At 44.7% G+C, this 25,007-nt stretch carries 27 protein-coding genes; 1 reads left to right on the top strand and 26 read right to left on the bottom strand.

Annotated elements, in window-relative coordinates; translation table 11 throughout:
- Positions 1–524: 524 nt before the first annotated feature.
- The 3 genes from NYE68_RS18845 to NYE68_RS18855 form a co-directional block, all read right to left on the bottom strand.
- Entirely contained in the window at positions 525–1,715 is a 1,191-nt protein-coding gene (locus tag NYE68_RS18845; RefSeq protein ID WP_015418323.1) for a S1C family serine protease, read from the bottom strand.
- Positions 1,716–1,789: 74 nt separating this feature from the next.
- Complete coding sequence (swrA, locus tag NYE68_RS18850) at positions 1,790–2,143, bottom strand: swarming motility protein SwrAA (protein WP_014305920.1); 354 nt, start codon at positions 2,141–2,143, stop codon at positions 1,790–1,792.
- A 372-nt stretch (positions 2,144–2,515) separates the two neighbouring features.
- Positions 2,516–3,916 (bottom strand): S41 family peptidase, encoded by a 1,401-nt coding sequence (locus NYE68_RS18855; RefSeq protein ID WP_324636357.1) that lies wholly within the window; start codon positions 3,914–3,916, stop codon positions 2,516–2,518.
- A 167-nt stretch (positions 3,917–4,083) separates the two neighbouring features.
- Between NYE68_RS18855 and NYE68_RS18860 the strand changes: the two genes are divergently transcribed.
- Entirely contained in the window at positions 4,084–5,490 is a 1,407-nt protein-coding gene (locus tag NYE68_RS18860; RefSeq protein WP_324636356.1) for a right-handed parallel beta-helix repeat-containing protein, read from the top strand.
- A gap of 46 nt (positions 5,491–5,536) precedes the next feature.
- On the opposite strand, the gene ftsX is transcribed toward NYE68_RS18860, so the two are convergent.
- From ftsX to NYE68_RS18975, 23 genes are all read right to left on the bottom strand, one after another.
- Complete coding sequence (ftsX, locus tag NYE68_RS18865; protein ID WP_007407464.1) at positions 5,537–6,427, bottom strand: permease-like cell division protein FtsX; 891 nt, start codon at positions 6,425–6,427, stop codon at positions 5,537–5,539.
- Positions 6,420–7,106: a cell division ATP-binding protein FtsE gene (gene ftsE / locus NYE68_RS18870; RefSeq protein ID WP_060673984.1), complete on the bottom strand. Its 687-nt coding sequence runs from the start codon at positions 7,104–7,106 to the stop codon at positions 6,420–6,422. Before ftsE ends, ftsX begins: the two co-directional genes overlap by 8 nt.
- Before the next feature lie 218 nt (positions 7,107–7,324).
- The gene (gene cccB / locus NYE68_RS18875; protein WP_007614074.1) at positions 7,325–7,666 is read right to left on the bottom strand and encodes a cytochrome c551; all 342 of its coding nucleotides are present in this window, start codon (positions 7,664–7,666) and stop codon (positions 7,325–7,327) included.
- 35 nt (positions 7,667–7,701) lie between these two features.
- On the bottom strand, positions 7,702–8,550 hold the full coding sequence (locus NYE68_RS18880; RefSeq protein ID WP_012118565.1) for a YitT family protein: 849 nt from the start codon (positions 8,548–8,550) through the stop codon (positions 7,702–7,704).
- 168 nt (positions 8,551–8,718) lie between these two features.
- Positions 8,719–9,820 (bottom strand): peptide chain release factor 2 gene (prfB, locus tag NYE68_RS18885; protein WP_324636355.1). Its coding sequence is split into 2 segments (ribosomal slippage): positions 8,719–9,747 and positions 9,749–9,820, totalling 1,101 coding nucleotides; the frame shifts between segments, so codons are not numbered across the junction.
- Between the two features lie 74 nt (positions 9,821–9,894).
- Positions 9,895–12,420 carry a preprotein translocase subunit SecA gene (gene secA, locus NYE68_RS18890; protein WP_324636354.1) on the bottom strand — a complete coding sequence of 842 codons (2,526 nt, stop codon included), beginning with the start codon at positions 12,418–12,420 and terminating at the stop codon, positions 9,895–9,897.
- Positions 12,421–12,585: 165 nt separating this feature from the next.
- The gene (raiA, locus tag NYE68_RS18895; protein ID WP_003151413.1) at positions 12,586–13,152 is read right to left on the bottom strand and encodes a ribosome-associated translation inhibitor RaiA; all 567 of its coding nucleotides are present in this window, start codon (positions 13,150–13,152) and stop codon (positions 12,586–12,588) included.
- A 194-nt stretch (positions 13,153–13,346) separates the two neighbouring features.
- Positions 13,347–13,724, bottom strand: a complete 378-nt coding sequence (locus NYE68_RS18900; RefSeq protein ID WP_003151412.1) for a hypothetical protein — start codon at positions 13,722–13,724, stop codon at positions 13,347–13,349.
- Between the two features lie 9 nt (positions 13,725–13,733).
- A complete protein-coding gene (gene fliT / locus NYE68_RS18905) occupies positions 13,734–14,078 on the bottom strand; it encodes a flagella biosynthesis regulatory protein FliT (protein WP_094032531.1) in 345 nt (114 codons plus the stop codon).
- Complete coding sequence (fliS, locus tag NYE68_RS18910) at positions 14,078–14,479, bottom strand: flagellar export chaperone FliS (RefSeq protein ID WP_003151407.1); 402 nt, start codon at positions 14,477–14,479, stop codon at positions 14,078–14,080. Before fliS ends, fliT begins: the two co-directional genes overlap by 1 nt.
- 19 nt (positions 14,480–14,498) lie before the next feature.
- Positions 14,499–16,019, bottom strand: coding sequence for a flagellar hook-associated protein 2 (locus NYE68_RS18915; protein ID WP_324636353.1), 1,521 nt, complete (start codon positions 16,017–16,019; stop codon positions 14,499–14,501).
- Between the two features lie 249 nt (positions 16,020–16,268).
- The gene (locus NYE68_RS18920) at positions 16,269–17,270 is read right to left on the bottom strand and encodes a flagellin (protein ID WP_015418329.1); all 1,002 of its coding nucleotides are present in this window, start codon (positions 17,268–17,270) and stop codon (positions 16,269–16,271) included.
- Between the two features lie 143 nt (positions 17,271–17,413).
- Positions 17,414–17,638: a carbon storage regulator CsrA gene (gene csrA / locus NYE68_RS18925; protein WP_003151402.1), complete on the bottom strand. Its 225-nt coding sequence runs from the start codon at positions 17,636–17,638 to the stop codon at positions 17,414–17,416.
- Entirely contained in the window at positions 17,632–18,063 is a 432-nt protein-coding gene (gene fliW / locus NYE68_RS18930; protein WP_007407475.1) for a flagellar assembly protein FliW, read from the bottom strand. Before fliW ends, csrA begins: the two co-directional genes overlap by 7 nt.
- A gap of 29 nt (positions 18,064–18,092) precedes the next feature.
- Positions 18,093–18,662 carry a DUF6470 family protein gene (locus NYE68_RS18935; RefSeq protein WP_007407476.1) on the bottom strand — a complete coding sequence of 190 codons (570 nt, stop codon included), beginning with the start codon at positions 18,660–18,662 and terminating at the stop codon, positions 18,093–18,095.
- Positions 18,663–18,752: 90 nt separating this feature from the next.
- Complete coding sequence (flgL, locus tag NYE68_RS18940; RefSeq protein ID WP_007407477.1) at positions 18,753–19,670, bottom strand: flagellar hook-associated protein FlgL; 918 nt, start codon at positions 19,668–19,670, stop codon at positions 18,753–18,755.
- An 11-nt stretch (positions 19,671–19,681) separates the two neighbouring features.
- Positions 19,682–21,199, bottom strand: coding sequence for a flagellar hook-associated protein FlgK (gene flgK, locus NYE68_RS18945; protein ID WP_025285351.1), 1,518 nt, complete (start codon positions 21,197–21,199; stop codon positions 19,682–19,684).
- A gap of 15 nt (positions 21,200–21,214) precedes the next feature.
- Complete coding sequence (locus tag NYE68_RS18950) at positions 21,215–21,697, bottom strand: flagellar protein FlgN (protein ID WP_003151394.1); 483 nt, start codon at positions 21,695–21,697, stop codon at positions 21,215–21,217.
- 14 nt (positions 21,698–21,711) lie between these two features.
- A complete protein-coding gene (gene flgM, locus NYE68_RS18955; RefSeq protein ID WP_003151393.1) occupies positions 21,712–21,978 on the bottom strand; it encodes a flagellar biosynthesis anti-sigma factor FlgM in 267 nt (88 codons plus the stop codon).
- 69 nt (positions 21,979–22,047) lie between these two features.
- A complete protein-coding gene (locus NYE68_RS18960) occupies positions 22,048–22,467 on the bottom strand; it encodes a TIGR03826 family flagellar region protein (protein WP_324636352.1) in 420 nt (139 codons plus the stop codon).
- A gap of 73 nt (positions 22,468–22,540) precedes the next feature.
- Positions 22,541–23,230 carry a phosphoribosyltransferase family protein gene (locus tag NYE68_RS18965; protein WP_197093073.1) on the bottom strand — a complete coding sequence of 230 codons (690 nt, stop codon included), beginning with the start codon at positions 23,228–23,230 and terminating at the stop codon, positions 22,541–22,543.
- Positions 23,231–23,235: 5 nt separating this feature from the next.
- A complete protein-coding gene (locus tag NYE68_RS18970) occupies positions 23,236–23,520 on the bottom strand; it encodes a competence protein ComFB (protein WP_003151389.1) in 285 nt (94 codons plus the stop codon).
- A 57-nt stretch (positions 23,521–23,577) separates the two neighbouring features.
- Complete coding sequence (locus tag NYE68_RS18975) at positions 23,578–24,963, bottom strand: DEAD/DEAH box helicase (RefSeq protein ID WP_040238815.1); 1,386 nt, start codon at positions 24,961–24,963, stop codon at positions 23,578–23,580.
- Between the last annotated feature and the right edge of the window lie 44 nt (positions 24,964–25,007).

A 25,007-nucleotide genomic window follows, 5' to 3' on the forward strand; every position in this document is an offset into this window, starting at 1 on the left:
ATAACATTAACTGTATAGTTCCAAATTTTCTTCTGATAAAAATTCCCATTAAAACAAGCTGGGCAAATTTTATCAGCATATGAATTAATACCTAACTTAAAGCCCGTCCTTATAAATCCAAGATTAGTGGTATCCATAATTTTATCATTAAAAGTCATACTCCATAATTCTCTTTCAGTAATACCAGTAATGTTGCTCAGTAACTCTAAACTTATCTTACCCGCATCACCTCTAACAATTTTCTTTTTTTATCTGAGCCATAGTATATATCCAACTCGAATTTTCATAACCATTATAATCAGTTATTCTTAATATATATTCTGCTAAAGATTCATCTTCTAAAGGTTTTGGAGTTAGCAATAACCTTTCCAATAAGCCATACCTCTCCTTCATTTATTTTTTTATTATTTCAAAATAAAACAGCTAAGAAAATATAATTTTCTTAGCTGTTTTACTTTCTAACTGATTTTGAAATCTAGTTTAGGAGTTCTTGAAACTATTCCGAATAATTATGAAAAATCACATTATAATGCTGTCATTTCTTCGTGCTCGTGTTCATCCTGCACGAATAAAATACCTAATTCATGATGTTCGCCTTCATAGGACGCGCGCTGATCAAACCGGATCTCACCGTTCAGGCCGATGATCTCCATTTTTACAAATGCGCGGTTTTTTTGAAGTGCTTCATAAAAATCCGACACATGCTTCACGGGGATGCCGTTTACTTTCGTAATAACCTCACCGATCTTCAGCTCAAGATCGTCCGCGGGTGTATTCGGAATGATGCCGAGCACCATTAAACCCTGATCCCGCTTAGAGAAATAAAACGGAGCCGCGTTATCGTTCAGCCGCTGTCTCAATGATAAAAACAGGCGTCCGAGCACCGCAATACAAGCGGCAGCTCCGGCAAGCGGAGTCCACCAAAGGGCAGCTGCCCCGAATGCGGTCACGATAACCCCGAGAATCATGACACGTTTCGCCGTTATCCTTATGCTGACTTCCGGAAGTGACCCCTGCACACGCTGTCCGAAGCCGGCGATATAAGGAATCCAGATCAAATGGAAAGAGCCGCCCGGCACGGTAAAGACAGGCCACCAAGAAAGGTGTGACTCAAGCCCGCTGCCCGGCACCAATAAGAAAAGCGGAAGCAGCCATGCGCGATTCGCCAATTGTCGGCCGATGGGCAGGCCTCTGCTGCTGACGACAAGCGCCGGAGATGTTTTCAGATGCGCTGAACGGCAGGCAGCCGCTCCCTCCGTGATAATCAAAAGGCCCATAAACACGGCCGCCGATGCCCAATTCACGCCGAATGCCTGCGGAAACCGATCCGCAAACGGCACTGTGTGGGTATACTGAAGGATAAACGCAATGAACATGCCGGCGCTGACAATATAAGCTGAGGACAGCCAATTCATACGGAACGTCAGCGAAGCCAAAGCCGTCACAGCCGCGATTATGCCGAGAAGACCGAATGGAATCGAAATTCCCAGTCCAAAAAATAATATGGAGAGAAGAATACCCGGTATAAGTCCTTTTATGTATGTAAAGATAAGCTCGTCATACATATCCGCGATTTTTGTATGAAACGTATGGCGTTCACGTTTGATCCGCAAATATCCGCATGCGAGACTTATGATGATAAAAAACCAGAACATCGGGTGCAAAAAAAACAGACCGATACTTTTCAGAAGTTCAATTCCCCATTGAACAGACACTGCTTTCACCGCCTCAAGCCAAACATTTTAATTCTATTCTACCAAATAATCATTGGCTTGAATATCTCAAACGTTTATCTCTCTTCCGTCATCCACAGCGTTACATTTGAGAGAGAGAAATCTTTCAGATAGTGGTCAACCTCTACCTCGATCACGCCGCTGATCAGAAGCATGGACCGCTTAATATCCGTCAGATTGATTCCTAAACGTTTATGGTTTTTCATTAAGTAAGTGAAATAATGCTTCGCACACTCTTCATTGATTTCGTGAACGCATTCAACATTTGTGTAATTGACCAGGTATCTGCTGAACAGCATAAGAAGACTTAGTGCTTTGGTTGATGAAAATGTGACGTCTTTTGTTCTGTCTTTTAGTTGTTCCACTAATTCATAATATTTTTTTTCACGCACAATACTTGCCCTCTTCAATTGTGAACCCCCATTTTTTTATCCAGATAAGCACGGGTGATTACAGCTGCCGTGCTGAAGCGCCGCAAACACTTCTGCTTTCGATACTGAAATGCAGCTGCCAAACTAAAACTGTTCTCTATTAGAACCTTCTTTTATTGTAAGAACTAAAACTGACTGAGGCAACTTTCAAAAGTTTCATTTTGAATACATATTAACTCGGCATAAAGTCTCTCTTCTCTATAAATATCGGGTAATGTTTGTCCTTTATAAATGTTTAAATGTGAAAATTTTTTTAATATCTTGTCAAAACCGACATAATTATATGTCTTTCAGTTCATTTTTAGAGTGTGACAAAAGAAACAGGAGACGTAAAAAACGCCTCCTCTTCATTTATTTTACAAATAATGATTTTAACGCCATTTGCAGCTGTAAATCATTTTTTTCGTCAGATTTCTTTTCATTCATCAGCTGATTCATTTTTTCCGCTGTCTTTTTATCAATGACCGCTGTTTTATCAAGCTTGTACCGGTCTTGAAACGCCAGAACGGCTTTTTTCATTGTTTTGCTGAAATAGCCGTCCGCTCTGCCCGGGTCGAAGCCTAGGCCTTTCAGCAGGATTTGGGCGTGTTTGACATCCGCGCTGTTCATATCAGGCTGAAGCGGCTGTTTCAGCTGAAGCGGTCCCGCCGCAAAATAATCCGGCTGGCTCACGGCGATTGTCGGAGCAATGCCTTTTCTGTGAATCCAATTGCCTTTCGGTGTCAGCCATTTGTAAAGCGTCAATTTAATGTTGCTCCCGTCTCCCATAGGCACGGCCTGCTGAACCGTTCCTTTACCGAAAGAAGTGTCACCGACAACGTCATAATGTCCCGCTTCTTTTAACGCGCCCGCAAGAATTTCTGAAGCGGAGGCGCTTCCTTTATCCGTAATGACATTGACGGGATACGGCTTCTTATGTTTTAAGGTTGAGAAATATTGTTTTTTATCGCCGTTACGCTCCGCAATTTGGATATACGGCATGTCTTTTGTGATGAAATGCTTTAAAATTTGTTCGACGCTTTGAAGGTAGCCGCCGGGATTCCCTCTTACATCAAGGACGAGACCGTCAATCCCTTGTTTTTCAAGCTTTTTCAGCGCCGCGGCGAAGTCCTGGGCGGTATGCTCGGAAAATGTCGATATTCCGATGTAGCCGACATGATGACCGCCTGATTCTTTGCGGGAAGCAAATACGGTTTCAAGCGGGATTTCCGCTCTCTTAATCCGGAATGACAGCTGTTTATCAGTACCCGGACGCTGTATTTTAATAGAAACCTTCGATCCTTTTTTTCCTCTGATTTTCAGCACGGCTTCGTTTAAACCTTTCCCGTTCATTGACTCGCCGTTTATGCTGATGATTTCATCATTCGGCTTGAGTCCCGCTTTTTCCGCCGGAGATTGCTTAAACGGTGATACGATAATGATTTTATTGTCTTTCATACCGACTTCAGCGCCGATCCCTTCGAAAGAAGAATCAAGAGAATCGGAAAACTGCTTAGCTGTCTGCTTGTCCATATAAACGGAATAAGGGTCGTTTAATGTAGACAGCATCCCCTGAATCGCTCCTTCAAGAAGCTTTTCGTTATCTACATTTTCCACGTATTCGTTCGAGATCAGCTCATATGCTTTTTCGATTTTTTCCATTGCCCGGCTTCTTTCTGCGTCTGATGAATTCGGCTGTGCCGCCCCGGCAGTATGGGCTCCGCCGCACATGATGCTGACGGCCGCTATCACTGCGATCATTTTCTGCTTCATCGTTTACCTCCTCTTAGTCCTTTTACGAAAACCTGGAGATAGTATGTGTAAATTGCAAAGAATTCATGTAACGGCAACAAAAAAATGAAAACGCGAGATTGTTTCATATATATGGGTAACGTATAATATTTTGTATGCAATTCATTAAATATACAGGAGAATGCGATATGAAAATAAAATTATCTATTTTATCCGCGGCGGTTCTGGCCGCAGGCATTACCGCCTTTGCCTGGCCAAAAACAGAGGCCAATGAAAAAACGCAGACGGACGCCTTGTATGTTTCTCCCGCAGGCAGCGACCAAAATGAAGGAACGTTAGAAAAGCCGTTCCGCACATTAAAACATGCGGCTGAAAAGGCAGAGGCCGGAACAACCGTATTGATTCGGGAAGGGACGTACGATGAAACGTTTGAAGTAAAGCACAGCGGCACGGCCGAAAAGCCGATTACATTTCGGAACTATCAGAATGAGCATGTCTCAATCAGCGGCAAATCTGCGCCAAAAAGCGATTCTGAAACTCCGTTAATTCAAATCCGCAATAAACAGTACATTACCATTCACGGCGTTACGCTTGAGAACCTCTCCGTATCATCAGAAGATGCGACGGCCATGGGGATCTGCGTCACCGGATCAAGCAGTCATATCAACATTGACGGCAACCATATCCGAAACATTAAAACCACGGCTGATGAGGGAAATGCACACGGCATCGCGTTTTACGGCACAGGCGCCATGAAGGATGTCAGCATCACAAATAATACTGTTGAAAAACTGACGCTCGGCGCAAGCGAAGCGGTCGTGCTGAACGGGAATGTTGACGGATTTAAGATTGCCGGCAATACCATTCGGGACAATAACAATATCGGGATTGACGTGATCGGATACGAAGGAACGTCCAAGCAAAACGACTATGCGCGAAACGGCGTCATTGAAAACAATACGGTGAGCCATAACTCTTCTTACGGAAATCCCGCTTACGGAGATGAATATTCAGCGGGAGGTATTTACGTTGACGGCGCAGAACATGTGGACATTAAGAATAACACCGTTTACAACAATGACCTCGGCATTGAAGCCACTTCCGAACATAGAGGGAAATACGCACGAGATATCCGGATTACGGATAACAAGGTGTACGGCAATGCTTACACCGGTATTTCAATCGGAGGCTATGACACGAAACGCGGCGGCACCATCAATTCGGTGATCGCTCATAACATTATGTATCGAAATGACACGAAGGACCTTGACGGCGGCCAGCTGCTGCTGCAGTACGGCACAAAAGGGAACACGATCGAAAAAAACATCATGACGGCAAGCGGTTCACGGATTTTTATCGCAAATGATTATACGAAAAACGAAGGCAATACCGTTAATCATAACGTCTATCACAAAGAAGCGGGAAAAGACGGCATTTGGAATTGGAAGAACAGAGAATATGATTCATTCACAGCGTACAAAAAAGGAACGGCAAACGATTCGGATTCCATTTATGCGGACCCGATGTACCGTGACGAATCATCTTATGACTTTACATTAAAGCCCGGATCACCGGCCCTGCCCGTCATTCAGTAACGAAACCATTAAAAAAAGCCAGTCTATATCAGACTGGCTTTTGTATTTATACACGAAGGAATTTCCGGATGGAAGTCAGACTTCCCCATACTCCGATAACCGCGCCGATCAGAATGAGCACAAGTGATACTTGGAACACAAACGGACTGTACGGCAGAAGTGAAACAAATGAGCCCTGAACTTTCGGGGCCACCCAAGCGACCATCGACTGGTACGTACTCAGCACGAGAGCGATCGGTATGATAGAACCGAATACCCCCAGCAGCAGCCCTTCCAGGAAGAACGGCCAGCGGATAAACCAGTTTGTCGCGCCGACAAGCTTCATGATTTCAATCTCTTTTCTTCTGGCGAAAATCGTGATTTTAATCGTATTTGAGATTAAGAACATCGCCGTGAACAGAAGGCCGATGATTAACGCAATCCCGATGTTGCGTGACACCCCGACGATCTTAAACAGACGGCTGACTTCTTCTTTCCCGTATGTCACTTTATACACATGATCCAGCTTCTCAATTTTTTTCGCGACTTTCGGCGTATCATGCGGATCTGTCGTTTTGACGATAAACGCGTTGTTCAGCGGGTTTTCCTGATCTTGCATTTTCATGGCCTTTCCGCTGTCGCCGAAGCTTTTGACCAATTGATCAAGCTCTTTATCTTTAGATGAAAACTCTACGCTTTGGATTCCCGAGATGTCTTTAATCTCATTCTGCAGCGTATCCTGCGTTTTCTTATTAGAAGTCAGATCGATTAATACTTTAATTTCCACTTCTTTTTCAGCATTTTTAGCCATGTTGTTTAAATTCAGCATAATGACTAAAAACACGCCGACCAAAATCAATGTAACGGTAACGGCACTGATGGATGCAAATGTCATCCATGTGTTTCTTCCGAGAGATTTAAAACTCTCACGCAAATGGCGCCCGAGAATTTTAATCATAAGAACCATACTCCCCTCTTGACTCATCACGCACAATAATTCCGTCTTCGATCGCGATGACCCGTTTCTTCATGGTGTTTACTATTTCTTTATTGTGTGTCGCCATCACAACGGTCGTTCCGCGGTTATTAATCTCTTCCAGCGTCTTCATGACTTCCCATGATGTTACCGGATCAAGGTTGCCCGTCGGTTCGTCAGCTATCACGACGTCAGGATTGTTGACGATGGATCTTGCGATGGAAACACGCTGCTGTTCTCCTCCGGAAAGCTGGTCGGGAAACTGCCGCGCTTTATGCTTCAGCTGCACAAGATCGAGCACTTCGAGCACGCGTTTTTTAATGACTGACTGCTGCTCTCCGATAACCTCAAGTGCAAACGCGACGTTTTCAAACACCGTCAATTTCGGAAGAAGTTTGAAGTCTTGGAAAACAACACCTATTTTACGCCGCACGAAAGGAATCTCTTTTTCTTTCACAGACGCGAGATCTTTACGATTAATCAATATTTGCCCTTTTGTCGGCTTTTCTTCTCTGTAAATCATTTTAATAAAAGTAGATTTACCGGCTCCGCTCGGTCCCACGACATATACAAATTCTCCGGGATGAATCATGACTGACAGCCCGTTAATCGCTTTTACACCGTTCGGATAGGATTTATATACTTCTTTCATCTCTATCATGAAATCACCTAATCTTTTAATTATGTCTTGCAGCCATAGAGTTCGCAAACGTACAGCGGTTTATGGCCGATTTACCAGGAAACAGATGAAAAATCTGAAAGTTCCTTTTCCTCAGTACACTTCATTATACGTCAAATTTAGACATATTACTATTACAGTTTCTTTTCATTCCCAGACCGTGAAAAAACCTTGCCCCTATAACAGGCAAGGTTTTTCTGTTATTTTTTCTGTGACAGCCATTTTGCGATCTCAGCGGCTTCCTTATCATTTACAAGATGGCTCGGCATATTGCCGCGTCCGTTTTTAATGATGCTTTCAATTTTAGCTTCATCATACTTCCCGCCGACTTCCTGTAAATTCGGGCCTCCGCCGCCTTCTAAGTCTTTTCCGTGACAGCCGATACAGCTTTGCTGATAAAGCTCTTCTCCTGCTGACGCAGAAGCTTTTGATCCGCCTGAGCTGTCAGAGCTTTCTTTTTTCGATTCATTGGATCCGCCGCATGCCGCCAGCAGGACGGACATGGTCAGAACCAGCGCCAGCAGCGCCCATTTTGATTTCATATGTAAGATGCACCCCTTCGCTATTATAACCCCGTTTACGCGCGTTTGAAACCCTCGCCGAGCACCTCGCTTGCGTCTGCGACAATAACAAAGGCTGACTCATCAATTTGTTTGACGATTTGTTTCAGTTTTGTGAATTCGGTCTGGCCGACGACACACATTAAGATAGGCCGGTCATGTTCCGTATACCCGCCGACTGCGGAAATCTTCGTCACACCCCTGTCGATTTCTTTAAACACAGCCGATCTGACGGCTTCTTCATGTTGCGTAATGATTAAAGCCATTTTGGAACGGTTGAACCCGACCTGCACGACATCAATCGTTTTGCTTGAAATAAATACTCCGAGCATCGCATACAGTCCCTGCTCCACTCCGAAAACGAGCATCGCGCTCAGCACAATTAATCCGTCCATGATGGCGAGGCACGTTCCCAGCGAAAGCCCCGTGTATTTGTGAATGATCTGGCCCGCCAGAGCCGTTCCCCCCGTGGAGCCTTTGCCGAGATACACGATGCCGATTCCCGTTCCGATCCCGACGCCTCCGAAAATCGCCGCCAGCAGTTCATGGGTCGTCGCGGCAGGCAGATCTCTTGTCAAATAGACGGCGAGCGGCAGAACGATGGAACCGACCAGTGTCTTCATTCCGAACTTCCCGCCGAGAATAATCACTCCGGCGATAAACAAAGGGATGTTAATAATCCACTGCACGTAAGCCGGTTCAAAACCAAACGTTTCTAAAATGGTGCTGATCCCGCTTACTCCCCCCGCTGCTATACGGTTCGGCAGCAAAAATACGTTAAACACGATCCCCGTAATCGCCGCGCCGATCATGATGTATATATAATCTTTGATCAGACGGAGCGGCTTATTGTGATTCACATCCATGCAAAATCCTCCGTTCTCCGATTTTCTCTCGATAGCATTTTAAGTCTTCCCGGCTTAGAAGTAAATAACAGCCAAATACCGTATTAATTTGCTAAAGCGCTGTTGTGAAAAATGGAAAAGAGAACGGATAAAAAAACACACCTTGCCAAAGGCAGGTGTGTTCCCGGATTATGACAGTTTAGAACGTAAATAGGCGTCAATGAAGATATCGATATCTCCGTCCATAACCGCCTGCACGTTCCCCATTTCCGTATTGGTGCGGTGATCTTTCACCATGGAGTACGGATGGAAGACGTACGAGCGGATTTGGCTGCCCCAGCCGATTTCTTTCTGTTCGCCGCGGATTTCGTCAAGCTCCGCCTGCTGTTCTTCAATTCTGCGCTGATACAGCTTCGCTTTGAGCATTTTCATCGCCCGGTCGCGGTTTTTGATTTGTGAACGTTCCGTCTGGCACGTGACGACTACATTTGTCGGGAGGTGGGTGATCCGAACGGCTGAATCAGTCGTATTGACGTGCTGTCCGCCGGCACCGCTCGCCCGGTACGTATCAACTTTAATATCTTCGGTACGAATATCAATGTCGATTTCTTCATTGAATTCAGGCATGATTTCACATGACACGAATGACGTGTGACGGCGGCCTGATGAATCAAATGGAGAAATCCGCACGAGGCGGTGTACGCCTTTTTCCGCTTTTAAATAGCCGTATGCATTGTGGCCTTTAATAAGCAGTGTGACTGACTTAATTCCTGCTTCATCTCCCGGGAGATAATCAAGCGTTTCAACTTTGAAACCGCGTCTTTCCGCCCAGCGGGTATACATTCTGAGCAGCATGGAACCCCAGTCCTGGGATTCCGTACCGCCGGCCCCCGGATGAAGTTCTAAAATCGCGTTATTTTTGTCATATGGTTCACTGAGCAGCAGCTGAAGCTCAAATTCATTCAATTCCTTCGTTAATGACTTCAGCTCTTTTTCAAGCTCTTGCTGAAGGTCCTGGTCAGGTTCTTCTTTTAAAAGATCATGTGTCATTTGCAGCTCTTCGTGAGACTCGCTCAGCTGATGATAGGAGTTCACGTATTCTTTCAGACCGTTCGCTTCATTGATGACGGTTTGGGCCTTCTGCTGGTCATTCCAGAATTCCGGTTCCGCCATCTTTTCATCTAATTCTGCAATGCGGGCTTCCTTTGATTCGAGGTCAAAGAGACCCCCTGAAGTCCGCTAAACGAGAAGCCATATTTTCGAGCTCTGCCCTGATTTCTGATAATTCCATTCCATTCACCTCATTAAAAGATCCGGGGCGCCATAAGACGCAGACCCGGTCATGTTCGCTTCATACAGTCGAGACTATTCTGTCCGGCCGCAGCAATTTTTATATTTTTTTCCGCTTCCGCAATGGCAAGGCGCGTTACGTCCGATATCCACAACTTTGCGGACCGGCGCTTTTTTCGCTTGTTTGGCCTCATCGCCGTCCTGCGGCTGATGAGCCGTCGTTTGACCCTGAACAACTTCTTCGCGTTCCAGATTGCTTTCAATCTCGGCCTTCATGACGAATTTCGCAACCTCGTCCTCAATGGACTCAATCATGTGCTCAAACATAGCGAAACCTTCCATTTGGTATTCACGCAGCGGATTTGTCTGCGCATAGGCGCGAAGGTGAATCCCTTGACGCAGCTGATCCATCGCATCAATATGATCCATCCATTTTGAATCGACGGCACGCAATACGATGACTTTTTCGAATTCACGCATCTGCTCTGTGCCGAAATTCTCTTCTTTTTCATTATATTTTGTCATGATGCGGTCCATGATCATCTCATGCATTTCATCCGGTTCTTTTCCGAAGATATCGCTCTTTTCAAGCGCGCCTTCATCAAGATACGTTGTATTCACCAGCTCCACGAGGCCGTCAAGATCCCATTCTTCCGGAAGCTCCTCTTTCGGCGTATAAGCGGCAATCGCACGCTCCAGAGAAGACTTGATCATGCCTTCCACAATGTCACGCAGGTTTTCAGAGTCAATGACTTCAAAACGCTGCTTGTAAATGACTTCGCGCTGCTGACGGAGCACGTCGTCATATTGAAGAAGCTGTTTACGTGAATCGAAGTTGTTTCCTTCGACACGTTTTTGAGATGATTCCACGGCGCGTGACACCATTTTGCTCTGAATCGGCGTGGAGTCATCCATACCGAACCGGTCAAGCATCGCCATCGTCCGTTCAGCTCCGAAACGGCGCATCAATTCATCTTCCATTGAAAGATAAAATTGTGTGATACCCGGGTCCCCCTGACGCCCTGAACGTCCGCGGAGCTGGTTGTCAATCCGGCGGGATTCATGGCGTTCCGTACCGACGACTGCAAGGCCGCCAAGCTCTTTTACGCCTTCACCGAGTTTAATGTCGGTTCCGCGTCCCGCCATGTTGGTCGCAATTGTGACAGCGCCTTTTTGTCCCGCTTCTTCAATGATCTGAGCTTCACGCTCATGGTTTTTCGCGTTCAGTACCTGATGCGGAATTCCTTTGTTTTTCAGAAGTTTAGAAATCAATTCAGACGTTTCAACGGCAACCGTACCGACAAGAACCGGCTGTCCGGTCATGTAGCGCTGGGCGACATCCTCCGCCACCGCCTTGAATTTCCCTTCCATTGAGCGGTAGATCAAGTCTGGACGGTCGTCACGGATGACCGGCTGGTTGGTCGGGATGGATACAACCTGCATGTTATAAATATTGCGGAATTCTTCCTCTTCCGTTTTTGCGGTACCGGTCATACCGGCAAGCTTTTCGTACATACGGAAATAGTTTTGGAACGTAATCGTCGCCAATGTCATGCTTTCATTTTGAATCTCCAGGCCTTCTTTCGCCTCAATCGCCTGGTGAAGACCTTCGCTGTAGCGGCGTCCTTTCATCAGACGGCCGGTGAAGGAATCAACGATGACGACCTGGCCGTCCTCAACAACATAATCCACGTCTTTCTGCATCGCCGCATGGGCTTTTAAAGCCTGGTTGATATGGTGGTTCAAGGCCACGTTTTTGACATCAAACAGGTTGTCGATGCCGAACGTTTTTTCAGCCTTCGTCATTCCTTCTTCCGTCAGCTGAACGCCCTTCGTTTTGACGTCATACGTATAATCCTGATCTTTCTTGAGCGTGCGGACAAACGCATTTGCCTGCACGTACAGTTTTGTGGACTTCTGAGCTTGTCCGGAAATAATCAATGGCGTTCTCGCTTCATCGACTAAAATTGAATCGACTTCATCAATAACGGCAAAATGAAGCGGGCGCTGCACCATTTGTTCTTTATAGAGCACCATGTTGTCACGCAAATAATCAAAGCCGAGTTCATTGTTCGTTGAATACGTGATATCGGCTGCGTAAGCTTCGCGCTTTTCGTCTTTTGACATCGAATTCAGGTTCAGGCCGACTGTAAGCCCGAGAAACGCAAAAATCTCTCCCATTTGCTGGGCATCACGGCTCGCCAGATATTCGTTGACCGTTACGACGTGAACTCCTTTTCCCGTCAACGCATTTAAATACACGGGAAGCGTGGACGTCAGCGTTTTCCCTTCCCCTGTTTTCATTTCGGAAATGTTCCCCTCATGAAGGGCGATGCCCCCCATCAGCTGCACTTTAAACGGGAACATGCCGGTTACGCGGCGGGAAGCTTCACGAACGACGGCAAACGCTTCGACAAGAAGGTCATCCGTCGTTTCTCCTTTTTCAAGCCGCTCTTTAAATTCTGCCGTTTTATGTTTAAGCGCCTCGTCAGAGAGATTTTCATAATCTCCTCTTAAGGCATCAATGTCATTTGCTATTTTTTCGTATTTGTTCAGCGCACGTTTGGTCGGATCAAACATTTTATTTAAAATCCCAAGCATCTATAACGCTCCTCTATGTTCACATGCAGATTTTGCATGGAATAAATGATAATTTTCTGTCCATGTATACCTCTCATTATCATAACATACCTTTTGCTATTTCCAAAGAATTTGCAGATAAAGATAGAGAAAAACCTTCCGCGCGTTCACGGAAGGCTGGATGGTTTATTCAGTCGGTTCAATTAATCCGTATTTGCCGTCATTTCTGCGGTAAACGACGTTTGTGAGATTCGTCTCCGCGTTGGTGAATACGAAGAAATTATGTCCGAGCATATTCATTTGGAGAATCGCTTCTTCATTATCCATCGGTTTTAAATTAAAACGCTTTTGACGGACAATTTCCGGGCTGTCATCTTCAATTTCGTCCTGAACCGCTACGCCCGTATCAGCAGCGCTGCCGTTCTCGAAATAATGTTTCGGAAGACCCTGCTCGCGGAATTTTCGGTTGACTTTTGTTTTGTGCTTTCGGATTTGACGTTCCAGCTTGTTTGTTGCGAGATCAATTGCATTGTACATATCCTCGTTATGCACTTCAGAACGAAGCGCCAGATCAGTCATCGGAATGGTGACTTCAACTTTGGATTCCTTATCATTATAGAATTTTAAGTTGACGTTCACATCGGCATTGACGCTCTGCTCGAAATATCGCTCCAGCTTGCCGATTTTTCTCTCCACATGATCCTTTAACGCAGGTGTAACCTCAATGTTTTCTCCTCTGATATTGTAGTTCATCAAAGAACGCCTCCCTTTATCTAAGGATATGTAACTATTTCTCTTTTACCCCTTCTGATCCCTGCTGAAACGTTAAAATAATGTGTAAATTCGGTGAACGATGACGAATGGTGTCGGTTTTATCCGGCAGCTTCCGCCAGGATTATAAGTATATGCGGAGGACGCAGGCAAAAGACCTGCCGCTTGCAGCAGGTCTAGTGAAGAACATACGGTTTGATGCAGTCGTGCGTCTGCTCCATCCACAGCTTATAATGCGGCAGAAAGATGGTTTTTAAAAACTCCTGAAAAGGGGCGGACGGGAAATCATAATCATTTAACATGCTGAAATCCTGAAAGATCTCGTCAAATGAGCGGATCGCCGTCTCCACGCATCGGCACTCAATGATAGACAGCAGAAGCGCATGAGAGGAATCGAGATGAAAAAAAGCCTGAATCAAATCGTTGTAAATCCGCTCGCCCTCCGTCTTAAAAAAATCATCCTGCGTGTCCAACAGGTAGCAAAGCCCCTCATCAATCGTAAAAAGAAGCTGGTAATAGGCTGACACCAAATGGTAATCGTTCAAACTTCTCAAAACACTCACCTATTTGCGTTTATCGTAATAACGGCCGTCACTTGTCGTTTGATGATACGGATTGAAATACGTATTATGGTATTTTCGTTTTTTCTTAAGCGTTTTTATCTCATTTCGGATACCATCCTGAATCCGTTTCACTTCGCCGGTAATCAGGCGGTCCATCGCGGCCACCTGCTGAAGCAGCGTTTTTTCTTCTTCGGAAAAAGGCGGCTGTATGCCCGCAAGCATCTCCTCCCTTTTCTCCGTAAATGCCGTAACGCTGCTGATGAGACCGTCGCTTTCCGAGGCGTCCTTCAGTGCGGCGTACATGTTCTTCGTTTCGTTATACAAAGAAAAGACATTGCTGTTCATCAGGCAAGGCCGCCCGCGCCATGGCTGTTTTTCCGTTCACTCTGCATGGCCTGCTTCCACGTGTCGCGAAATTCAGTAACGAGCTTTTCCGCTTCATCTAAAAACTCTCCGTTATTCTGCACGTTCGCATCGATCAGCCGGCGGCGGATGTAATCATAAATGGATGACATCTGTTCAGAAATCTCAATCTCCCGGTTTAACGTGATGCTGAGCTCTTGAATGATGTTTTGCGCCTTTACGATATTTTCATTTTTGGCTTCAAGGTTGTTTTGCTTCATCGCCTGCCTTGCCAGCTTAATGAATCGCAGGCACCCGTTATAAAGCATAAGGGTCAGCTCTTCCGGAGCGGCTGTAAAGACGGATGTCTGCTGATAAGCAGCAAAAGGATTATTTATTGCCATTTTTATAAAACCTCCAAGGTTATGATGTTGAAGATCCTAACATTGACGTGAGATATGAAGATTGGCTGTTCAATTTCTCCAATGCCGTATCCAGTGCGCTGAACTTTTTATAATATCTCGTTTCGATGTCATCCAGCTTCGTTTTTATATTGGAAATATTTGTTTCTATTTCATTCAGGCTTTTCCCGATGGCAAAGCTGGTTGATACCGAGCTTTCCGTACCCGCCTGTTTTGAAATTTGGGTCTGCATTTTGTTTAATGTGTCTTTTAATCTCCGGGCAATCCCCTGTTCCTCCGGGTTTTTGGTTTTCGCTGTATCAGGGCTGTCTGCATTAAACAGTTTAGCCACGAGAGCAGGATTCTCGGTAATTTTCTGTTTCAGTTTCGCTTCGTCTTTAATGACAAGCTTTCCTTGATCCGTATAACTATCAGACGTCTCAATTCCGAAATCTGCAAGCTGATATTTTTTCCCGTCAATCGTAACCGTTGAGTACAGATCAAGCCGCATCTCCGCCAAACCGTTCTGCAGCGTGCTGTCGCTCCGTAATAAACCGCTTTTAGCCTTTGCTTCCCACTGCTCAATCTGCTTATCGGTCATCGCTTCTCTTTGTTCATCGGTTAGCGGCTTATAATCACGGTATTTTGATTCCGACGCCTTCTCGTTTACACTTTTAATTAACGTATTGTATTTATCAACGAAATCTTTAATGTTGTCAAAAATGCCGTCCGTATCAGTCGTGCTGTTAATCGTAACCGTTTTATTGCTGTCCGTCACGCTGTTCAGCGTGTATTTGATGCCGTTGATCGTAAAGTTATTTGACGTTTTTGTCATTTCAAGCCCGTTGAACGTAAACTTCGCGTTTTTCCCTTCGGCATTGGCCGTCAGTTCATTTGTTGCATCATCAACGTCAAAACCGAGCTGATCTTTCAGAAAGCTTTTGGTTGCGTCATCACCTGCGGCAAGGGTAAATCCTTCCCCCGTTTTATTGGAAGTGAACGCAATCGTATCCACATAATCCGTGCCGTTGGAAATTTTCTCTTTTAAAGCCGTCACTCCGAGACCCGAGCTGTTCAGTTTGGAAATGACATCGTCAATCGTATCGGTTGCGGCGATCGTGACGTTTACCTCAGTCGGCTTCGTTTCACCCGGATTTGTGACATTGAATTTCAATGTTTGGCTCTGACCCGAAGTGAAATTGATGGCGCCTGATGATTTATAAGTCGTCGGCGTAGCCAGCTGCTGTACAGACATGCTCGTTGAAATATTCTGTTCAGCACTAATGGCCACCGCGCTGACACTGGAATCCGAACTTGTTACTGTTTTTTTATTCCAGTTTGTGGACATCAGCATATTATTAAATGTCGTAGAATACATGTCGGCAATCTGGGTATTCACTTCCCGATAAGCATCGCGCTTCCATTCAAGCGTCTGCTTTTGCTGGTTTAATTTATTAAGCGGCTGCTTTTCGGCATCCATCATTTTTTTCACCAGAGAATCTACATCAAGACCGGAATTAAGGCCTGTGATTCTTGTGACCATATGTACCCTCTCCTTTTCGGCGTTTAGTCGTAGACGGCTCTATGACAACAGTGAGTTTCCGACTGTTTATCATATCACAGCTCCATAAATGTATGATCTTATTCTTATATCGGTCATGTTAAAAGGTTTTCAATAATTTAACTGCAAAATATAATGTTTCATTTTGTCAATAGGGTTCTTTGGCATGATGAAGGGGGAAATAGCTGAAGAAATAAAAAAAGACCCTGGAGAACCAGGATCTTTCCGTCATTAACCTTTAAGCAATTGAAGAACTTGCTGAGGCTGTTGGTTAGCTTGCGCAAGCATAGCTTGAGAAGCCTGAGTAAGGATGTTGTTTTTCGTGTACTCCATCATCTCAGAAGCCATGTCTACGTCACGGATACGTGATTCAGCAGAAGTCAGGTTCTCAGAAGAAGTACCAAGGTTGTTGATTGTGTGCTCTAAACGGTTTTGAACCGCACCAAGTTTCGCACGCTCGCTTGATACTGTGTCGATAGCTGTTTTGATTGTTGTAAGAGCTGAAGACGCAGCTTTAGCTGAAGATGAGATGTCGATACCTTTAGATAACTTTTCGCCTTCTTCTAGTTTTTCACTTCCTACTAGAGCACCTTTATCATCGTAGTATCCAGCAGCTTTTGTGACTTCACCAGAATCCGGATCTGTTGTTTCATCTACCCAAGTAGCAGTGCTCTTTCCATCAGCTGATTTAAGTGTTCCATCAGCTTGAGCTGTATAAGTCGTACCAACTTTCAGGCTTTCAGAGTCCATTTTATTGATAGACAAAGTCATGGTTTGACCTTCGTTAGCTCCGATTTGGAACGTAAGGTCTTTTGCAGTTCCGTCAAGAAGTTTCTTCGTGTTGAACTCAGTGTCAGTAGAGATTCTTGTTACTTCAGACGCTAATTGGTCCATCTCTTTTTGAAGCTCAGAACGGTCAGAATCTGTGTTTGTATCGTTTGCCGCCTGTGTAGCAAGCTCGCTCATACGCTGAAGAATGCTGTGAGTTTCGTTCAATGCACCCTCAGATGTTTGGATAAGAGAGATTCCGTCTTGAGCGTTTTTAGACGCCATGTCTAAACCGCGGATTTGAGAACGCATTTTTTCAGAGATCGCAAGACCCGCAGCGTCATCACCAGCGCGGTTGATGCGAAGACCTGAAGATAATTTTTCCATGTTTTTTGCAGCAGAGTTTGAACCTGCATTCAGCTGACGGCTAGTGTTAAGAGCCGCGATATTGTGGTTGATTCTCATTTTGTATTTCCTCCCTGAATTGTTTTTCGCACGTCCTTGTGCATTTGCGCAGCGTCATTCTGAAGAAAATTTTTCCTCTCATTGGCTACAATATATATATCGGACAGCCGCTTCTATTGTTTATATTGAAAATAAAAAAATCCTCACTTTTTTTGTGAGGATAAGTTAAGTAATAAATCAGTATTAAAAGATACGGCTCTGTTGTTCTCTTCCAGGATCGACAAGTAGATTTCTTTCCTGTGAATATCTACGTGCTGAGGCGCTTCAATTCCCAGCTTCACTTGTTCTCCTTCGATGGCGATCACCTTTATTTCAATATCCGGTCCGATCTGAATGGACTCATTCACTTTTCTTGAGAGAACTAGCATGATCCTCCTCCTATCAGATGTTTTGTTTCATAGGAAGCATCATGTAAAATGATTTGTTTCGCCTTCATTTCCTTTTTATTGACGATAATCGGCGCTTTTAAATTGGCGGTCGTGTTTTCAAAAGGCTCTTCCAGCGTTAAAATCGCCATCACTTCGACGTCCTCTATATCTTCAATGTGCAAAAGCTCAAGCGTCGCATGGTCAATGTCAAATTCGTACCCTTTAAAGAAAATAAACGGACTGGCGACAATAAAGGCGATGTGCTCCTGTTTCACAGACTGCAGCGCCAAAAACGGTGAATCTTCCGACAAAGGAAGAACAACAAATTGAGTCTCGTCATTAAATCCCGGCAGGCCGTTTTCAAATGAGATAATCTGCCCTTCGTCTATTCTGATTTCTCCGTGATATTTTGTTTTAATTATCATACTTCACAATCCTTTACCACTTTCATCTTTTATTCTGCGTTGCCATCATCAACCGAAATCGTTACCTTAGGGTCTTGCATCATATCAATCTGAACTTTCCCCGGCGTATAATTCCATACAGGTTTATTGACGGCTGCTTCAATTGAAGGTTTGCGGGCTTCAATATCAATCGTAAGCTTTGAAGGAATGCAGTCAATGTCGACGAGAAACTGCGCAGGCAGAAAGTCGCTGAATTCGCCGAATGGATCGGGCGGTCTGACATCTGCTGCCTGCCGGGCCATCACATTGCCCGTTTTCTTTTCGATAGCCGCCATTTCCTTCCCTTCCCTGACTGTTTTTGCTATAAACTCGCTGCAGGCTTCCGCACCTTTCTGGGCGGCTTCAGCATTCAGCTTTTCAAATGATTTGAGATTCAAGTTCTCCCACGCCCTCGTCTGGTCAATCGTCAGTTTGGCCGGCGTGCTTTCAATGTTCAGCTCTGCCGGCGGCTGCTCGATTTCCAAGTCAGCTGGCGGCTGTTCCATCTCGATTTCTTCCTTTTGAAAGGTTATACCGATTTTAGCAGGCACACTGTCAATAATCAATCTCGGCATCTGCACAGAGACCCCTCCTGTTTATAGTATTTTAGTAAAAAAAGCGATCTCCCTGGTGTGAGTCGCTTTTTTATATATTGAAGACGGTCAGTTAAATTATTTCAGAAAGTCAATCAGTGACGGCTGAATGATATTCGCATTCACTGACAGCGCTGCTCTATGAACCGTCTGTTGAGATAAATAATCAACAATTACATCTTCCATTTCTACATCTTCATTATCGGACAATACTTTTTCAGCGGTTGCCGCTTGTGATTCCAATCTTGTCTGAATGAGTTCCAACCGGTTTGTGCGTGCGCCGATATTGGATTTTTCAGCATTCATTTTATCAGTAAAACCGTCAATATCTGACAGAATTTGATCTGAATCTGCTTCGGACAGCGTGCCTTTGCTTAAAGAAGCTTCTAAGGAGTTAAGAAATTCAAAAACATTATCTCCATTTTGTGCGACGCCTCCGAAAGCTGAGTTTGGATCAGAATTCACTTTCAACACTGCTCCGTTCGAGATGTTGATGTTAACATCCGAAGCACCTGTATAATTCTCATAGTTGTACGTATATGTGCCGTCGGCATTTTCAGTGATCGGCGGGACGTCTGAATTTGTTCCGTTAAACAGATAACGTCCGTTTACCTGAGTATTCGCGACAGAAACGAGCTGCTTTTTCAGCTGGCCGATTTCTGTACCGATTGCTTTCAATTCTGTTTCACCGTTCGAATCACTTTTCGCCTGAACCATCAAGTCCCGGATTTTCCCCATAATATCCGTTTCCGAGTTTACGCTTGATTCCGAGTTTTCTAGCCATGTAAAGCCTTGCGAAACATTCCGCTGATACTGGTTTACCTGCGCAAGCTGAGTACGGTACTGCATTCCCTTCATTGCAACGACCGGATCATCAGAAGCTTTCGTGATTTTTTTCCCCGTAGACACTTGCTGCTGAAGCCGATCGAGCTTGTCATAACTTGAGCCGATAAATCGAAGAGAATTTTTTGCGATCATCCCTTGAGTTACTCTCATTTACTTATCTCCTATCTTCCTCCGGTGCCCATACCGTTAATAATTTTATCGAATATTTCATCCTGCATCGTTATAATCCGCGCAGCCGCATTATAAGCGTGCTGAAACTGAATCATATTTGTCATTTCTTCATCTAAAGACACTGCACTGACTGATTGTCTCCGTTCATCGGCTGAAAGAGTGTTGCTTTCAGAGTTGTTCATAAGATTGGCCGCTTTTTGTGAATTAACGCCCAGCTTTCCGATAAGGGATTCATAAAAGTCATTAATTGTAGTGGTTTCACCGTTAATAGTCAGCTTGCTGTTCTGTACGGCTGCAAGATTTGTCGCGTTTGTGCCGTCACTTTTTTCTCCGTTTAACGACGCTGCGATATTATCAGTAGACGCAAGGATTTTGTCACTGACTTTTATTTTCGCTGCCGCACCTTTTGCCGGCACCGCTTCACCACCGCTGAAATCAAAAAATGCTGCACCCTGTTCGCCTGTATAGGTCTTCCCTTTTTCATGAACTGCATTAAACGCGTCAGCAAAGGACAGCGCCATATTGTCAAGAGCCGTCAGCATTTCAGGATAAAGACCTTTTTCTTCTCCGTTTGACATATAGCCGTATGATTCAATAAGACCTAAAAGTGAGCCTTTTCCGGTAAATGCATCCGCATTGACCGTACTGCTGCCGACTGACACACTCGACACGAGGCCGCTGTCCTTGTCGTAGTTGATTTTCATTTCTGAAACTGTTTTTGTTTTACCGTCGAGCAGCGTACCGAGAGAATTGTTGTTCCCGTTCAGCAATTCGACGTTAACCGTGCCCTCAGCAGTCGCCAAGGCATGTCCGCCCGACTTATTATATGAAACTTTTATATTTGCCATAGAAGATAATTGATCAATCAATCTGTCTCTTTGGTCATACAAATCATTAGGGAGCATACCGCTCGGCTCAACTGCCGCTATTTGATTGTTAAGGTCATTCAGCTGATTGAGAATGGAATTGACCTGATCCGCTGTGTTATCCAGGTTCTTTTTAATATCACCCTGAATGTTAGTCAAAGAGGTAGATATATAGTTAAAACTTTCGGCAAGAGATTTCCCCTGCTCCTGCAAAACTGAGCGCGCTCCCGTATTTTCCGGATTCGTCGCCAGATCCTGAAGGGCATTCCAAAACGAACTGAGCGATCCGTTTAATCCGTTATCGTCAAGCTCTTTCATGACACCTTCCATTTGTGACAATGAATTGGAACGGGCTGTATAGTACCCTAATTTTGTATTTTCAGTTCTGTACTGATAGTCTAAAAAACTGTCTCTGACGCGCTCAACTGAACCGGCTTTTACTCCTGTTCCGATTTGGCCGGCCGTCAGATCACTGTTTTTTGATACTGCGGGATAAGGGCTCGTCGATTGTAATGTGACGCGCTGCCTCGTATATCCTTCTGTATTTGCATTTGCAACGTTATTTGAAACTGTGCTCAATGCAGTCTGCTGCGCACTCAATGCACGCCTTGCTGTTTCCAGCCCCATAAAAGTCGATGGCATTGAAAATCCTCCGTTCTAAGCTTTTGAATCGAATAATGTCAAACGGCTGACAGGCTTGCGCGCCGCTTGCGGCTCTTTATAATTCATATTCTCTTTTTCACCCGGCATGATCATATCGAATGCCCCGGAGATGAATTGTAAAGCCTGAATCGTGAGCTGTTTGTTCATCTCATTCACTTCTTTCAGACGGTCAAGAAGCGCAGACAAAGAGTGAAATAACCCTTCAAGCTCCTGTTTTTCACTGCCTGAAGTTCTGGAGATGCATGCAGCAATTGTATTGTCCTCACCGCGGCTCAGAAACTGAGAAGTTAACCTGATTCGTTCTTCCTCAGTCTGCCCGATTGCCTGAATATACTTTTGCTCTTTGGTCAATATGTTGGAGAGCTCTTTTGTTTTACCTGCTTTCAGCGCTTCCGTTTTCTCCTCAGACAGCGTGAGCAGATGTTCATGCAGTGCGCAAAGTCGCTTCAGTTGATCAATAATTGGCTTTGCTGACATTGGCTTTCTCCTTTTTATTGCTTTTTATAGAAATTTACTATGTTTTCAGCGATGCTGTTTGAATCTATTTTATATGTTCCGCTCTCTATATCCGCTTTAAGCTGAGCGATTTTTTCCTGACGTGTTTTAGTGACCGCATCTGACGCATTTTGAAGCTCTTTTGCATGAGAAGAAATTTCCACTTTGTCCTTCGGCTTTGCAGCCTCTTTTTGTACGGCTTGCTTTTCGTAATTTTTTTGGTATGGATTAACGGATTGTGTTCCGTACTGATTGATTTTCATAGGATTCCTCTCGCTTTCTGTTCGCAGTCTAATTCTTTTATCGACTGCGTTATCAGTTAGTTTAGGGAATCAGGTGTTTTTGGTATTATAGGCATAGTATGTGTCTTTTGTACTGTTTTTATCTTCGAATTCAGCGGCTGTTTTTTGGTTCATATGGTCTAATTGCGACTCAATATCTGTCTGACAGGACTTGCAAAATTTCCCTGTCCTGATTGAATTTCCGCACCTTTCGCAAGGATATGCCAAATTCGGAAGCTGGCTGATCTGAATTCTTTTTTGTTTGATAAACTTGAGGATCAGCTCTTCATCCACACCTGTTTCCTCAGTGATCTGCTGCATCGTCGACTGTCTGTTGATCTGCTTTCTCAAAAATTTATAGACGGTTTCAAATGCTTTTTCTTCTTCTTTAATACATGCCTGGCACACGGTCTGCAGGTTCGTTTTAAAAAATAAAGCATTGCATTTTGGACAATTCGCCAATTCACCCATCGTATTAACTCCTATTCCTTCTTTAATCTGCCTTATATTTCTATCAATTATATCGGCAGAAAAAAAGAATGATTTAGCTCCTGATTAAAGTAAAAGAGGAGACCGATGACGCTTTGCCCGCTGTCAGCAGGACTTCGGCGGCTTGGTGAAGTGTGGCGCCCGTCGTATAAATATCATCTATTAAAATGACGTTCATACCTTCGGCGGAGTTTTCGGCTGCTGAAAACTTTTTTTCTGCAGACAGCCTGTCTGTTTTGCTCTTTTTGGATTGTTTTTCGTTGTTCAGTCGGATGAGGGGGGAAATGACGGGCATTCCGAGCAGAGAGGCCAGCAGCTCGGATTGATTGAATCCGCGTTCCGCCAGCCGTTCGCCGCTCAGCGGAATAGGGATGAGAGTATGTGTATTTGATGGATATGCCGCTTTAAAGCCGGCAGAAAAGTCACGTTCAAATGCTTGAATGATTTTCGTATCACCCCTGAATTTAAAACGGGCCAATGAGTCCTTCATCGCATCATTATACAAATATACCGAACGGTTTTGCCGCAGCAAAAAGTGCTTTTCCGTTTTGGATTCCCGGGCCGCACAATCAGCGCATTTTTCATTTGACTCCTGAGGCCTCCCGCATATACTGCATACGGGGCCTTCAATTTTTTCAAATCGGCTGCTGCATATGCTGCATACCTCTTGCTCGGGCGCCAGAGAAAACAGAGATCTCCAAGTCAATGAACTTGAAATTGGTGAGTCACACAATAAACAATTCAGAGATATTACGCTCCTTCCCGAGTTTCACAGAACTCGCTTGGATTAACCGAAACAATCGCCGCTGATTCAGCCAGAATGACAAGCAGCGCCGTATTTTTCTGTTTATCAACTATCTCTGCTTTTGCATAAGCAACTTTCTTTTTATCTGTAACATATGCCGGTTCAGCCCGGTTTAGTGAAAGTGCCAGTACATCATTTTTGCATACCCGGCATGTGCATTTCATATGAAGCTTAGGCATATGGCGGTCGAGAAGTTCCTTTAATATGATTTCTTTAGAATTGACAAGCATGCTGACAGCTCCTCATAGGAAAGTATGAGTATACTGTATCACGTTTTCTGAAATTAACTAGTCCAACAATTTACTTTTTTGTGCCAATTTGTTCATATGTTCTATATGTTTTTTTGCTTTTTTCATTCCGTTTGTCATTCCGAAATGAAACATGACGACATCACCGCTGAAATGTTTATAATGCCTTCCCGTTCTGCCCGCGATCTGTACGAGCGCGCTCTCGGTAAAGATAGGTGCTTCTGCGCCGAGGACACATGTCTGAACTTTGGGCACGGTAACCCCTCTTTCTAAAATCGTAGTCGTTACCAGCAGGTCAAGCCGGCCGTCTCTGAACCGTTTCACTTTATCCTTTCTGAATGTGTCTTCCGCATGTACGCCTTCTGCCCGTATGTTTAATTTCTGAAAATAATCCGTTGTCTTTTTCAATACGTCTACAGACGGAACGAATAAGAAAACAGGCAGCTGTGATTGAAGTTTTTGGCAAACCCAATCCGTTACAGAGCGCGGCAGTTTTCCTTTCTGAAGCTTCTTCTTCCAATTGCCGCACCACAAAAAACGCGGCTCCGGGAGGGGTTTCCGATGATATCTGGCCGGTATGCGGACGCTTTTCAGCAAACCGGCTTCAGCCTTCTTTTTTAATGTGTCTGAAGGAGTTGCCGTTACATAAACAAGGGCGCTGTTTTTCTTCCTCGCTTTATCAACAGCGAATCTTAATGTCTCATCGGCTGAAAAAGGAAACGCATCTACTTCATCTATTATCATGACATCAAAAATGTCTCGGTAGCGCATCAGCTGGTGAGCGGTTGAAATCATTAACGGAGTCAGACGGCCTTTGTCCTCGCTGCCGCCGTACAAAGCAGAAACTTCGACTTTCTCAAATGCTTTTTTCAGTCTCGGCAGCAGTTCAAGTACGACATCTGTACGCGGAGTCGCGACACAGACGCGCAAACCGTGATTCAGCGCAAACTCGATACCCGGAAACAGCATCTCTGTTTTCCCCGATCCGCATACCGCCCATACTAACAGCTCTTGTCTCTCTTTTATCGCATCTGTAAGCGCGGCGGCCGCCTTCTTCTGTCCGTCTGTCAGTGTTCCTTCCCAAGAAAGCTTTACAGGCTCCCAGCTGTTTTCAGAGGCTTGATTCCAAGAATATAATGATGTCAGTTCATCAGCCCTTCCCATCATGACACAGGCACGGCAATAGGTAATCTGCCTTTTGGCAGAGGACGCCCAAAATGCCGCAAAGCAGGCTTGATCAGACTGACCGCATCGTTGGCAGACGTAACGGTTTTTCCGGCGGATGATTGACGGCTCGGCCGTTATATACTCTTTTTCTATAAAACGCTTGATGCGCTGATCTGAAAACGGTATCTCAGATCTCAATAAATGCCGGCCGTAAAAGAAATCCCGCACCTCTGAAAATTCTGAAGCACCCTCGGACATCTCCCTGCCTCCTTTCTGCTCAAAGTATGCCTGCCGGGAATTTT

The organism is Bacillus sp. FSL R5-0447, from assembly GCF_038606125.1.
GTDB lineage: Bacteria > Bacillota > Bacilli > Bacillales > Bacillaceae > Bacillus > Bacillus velezensis.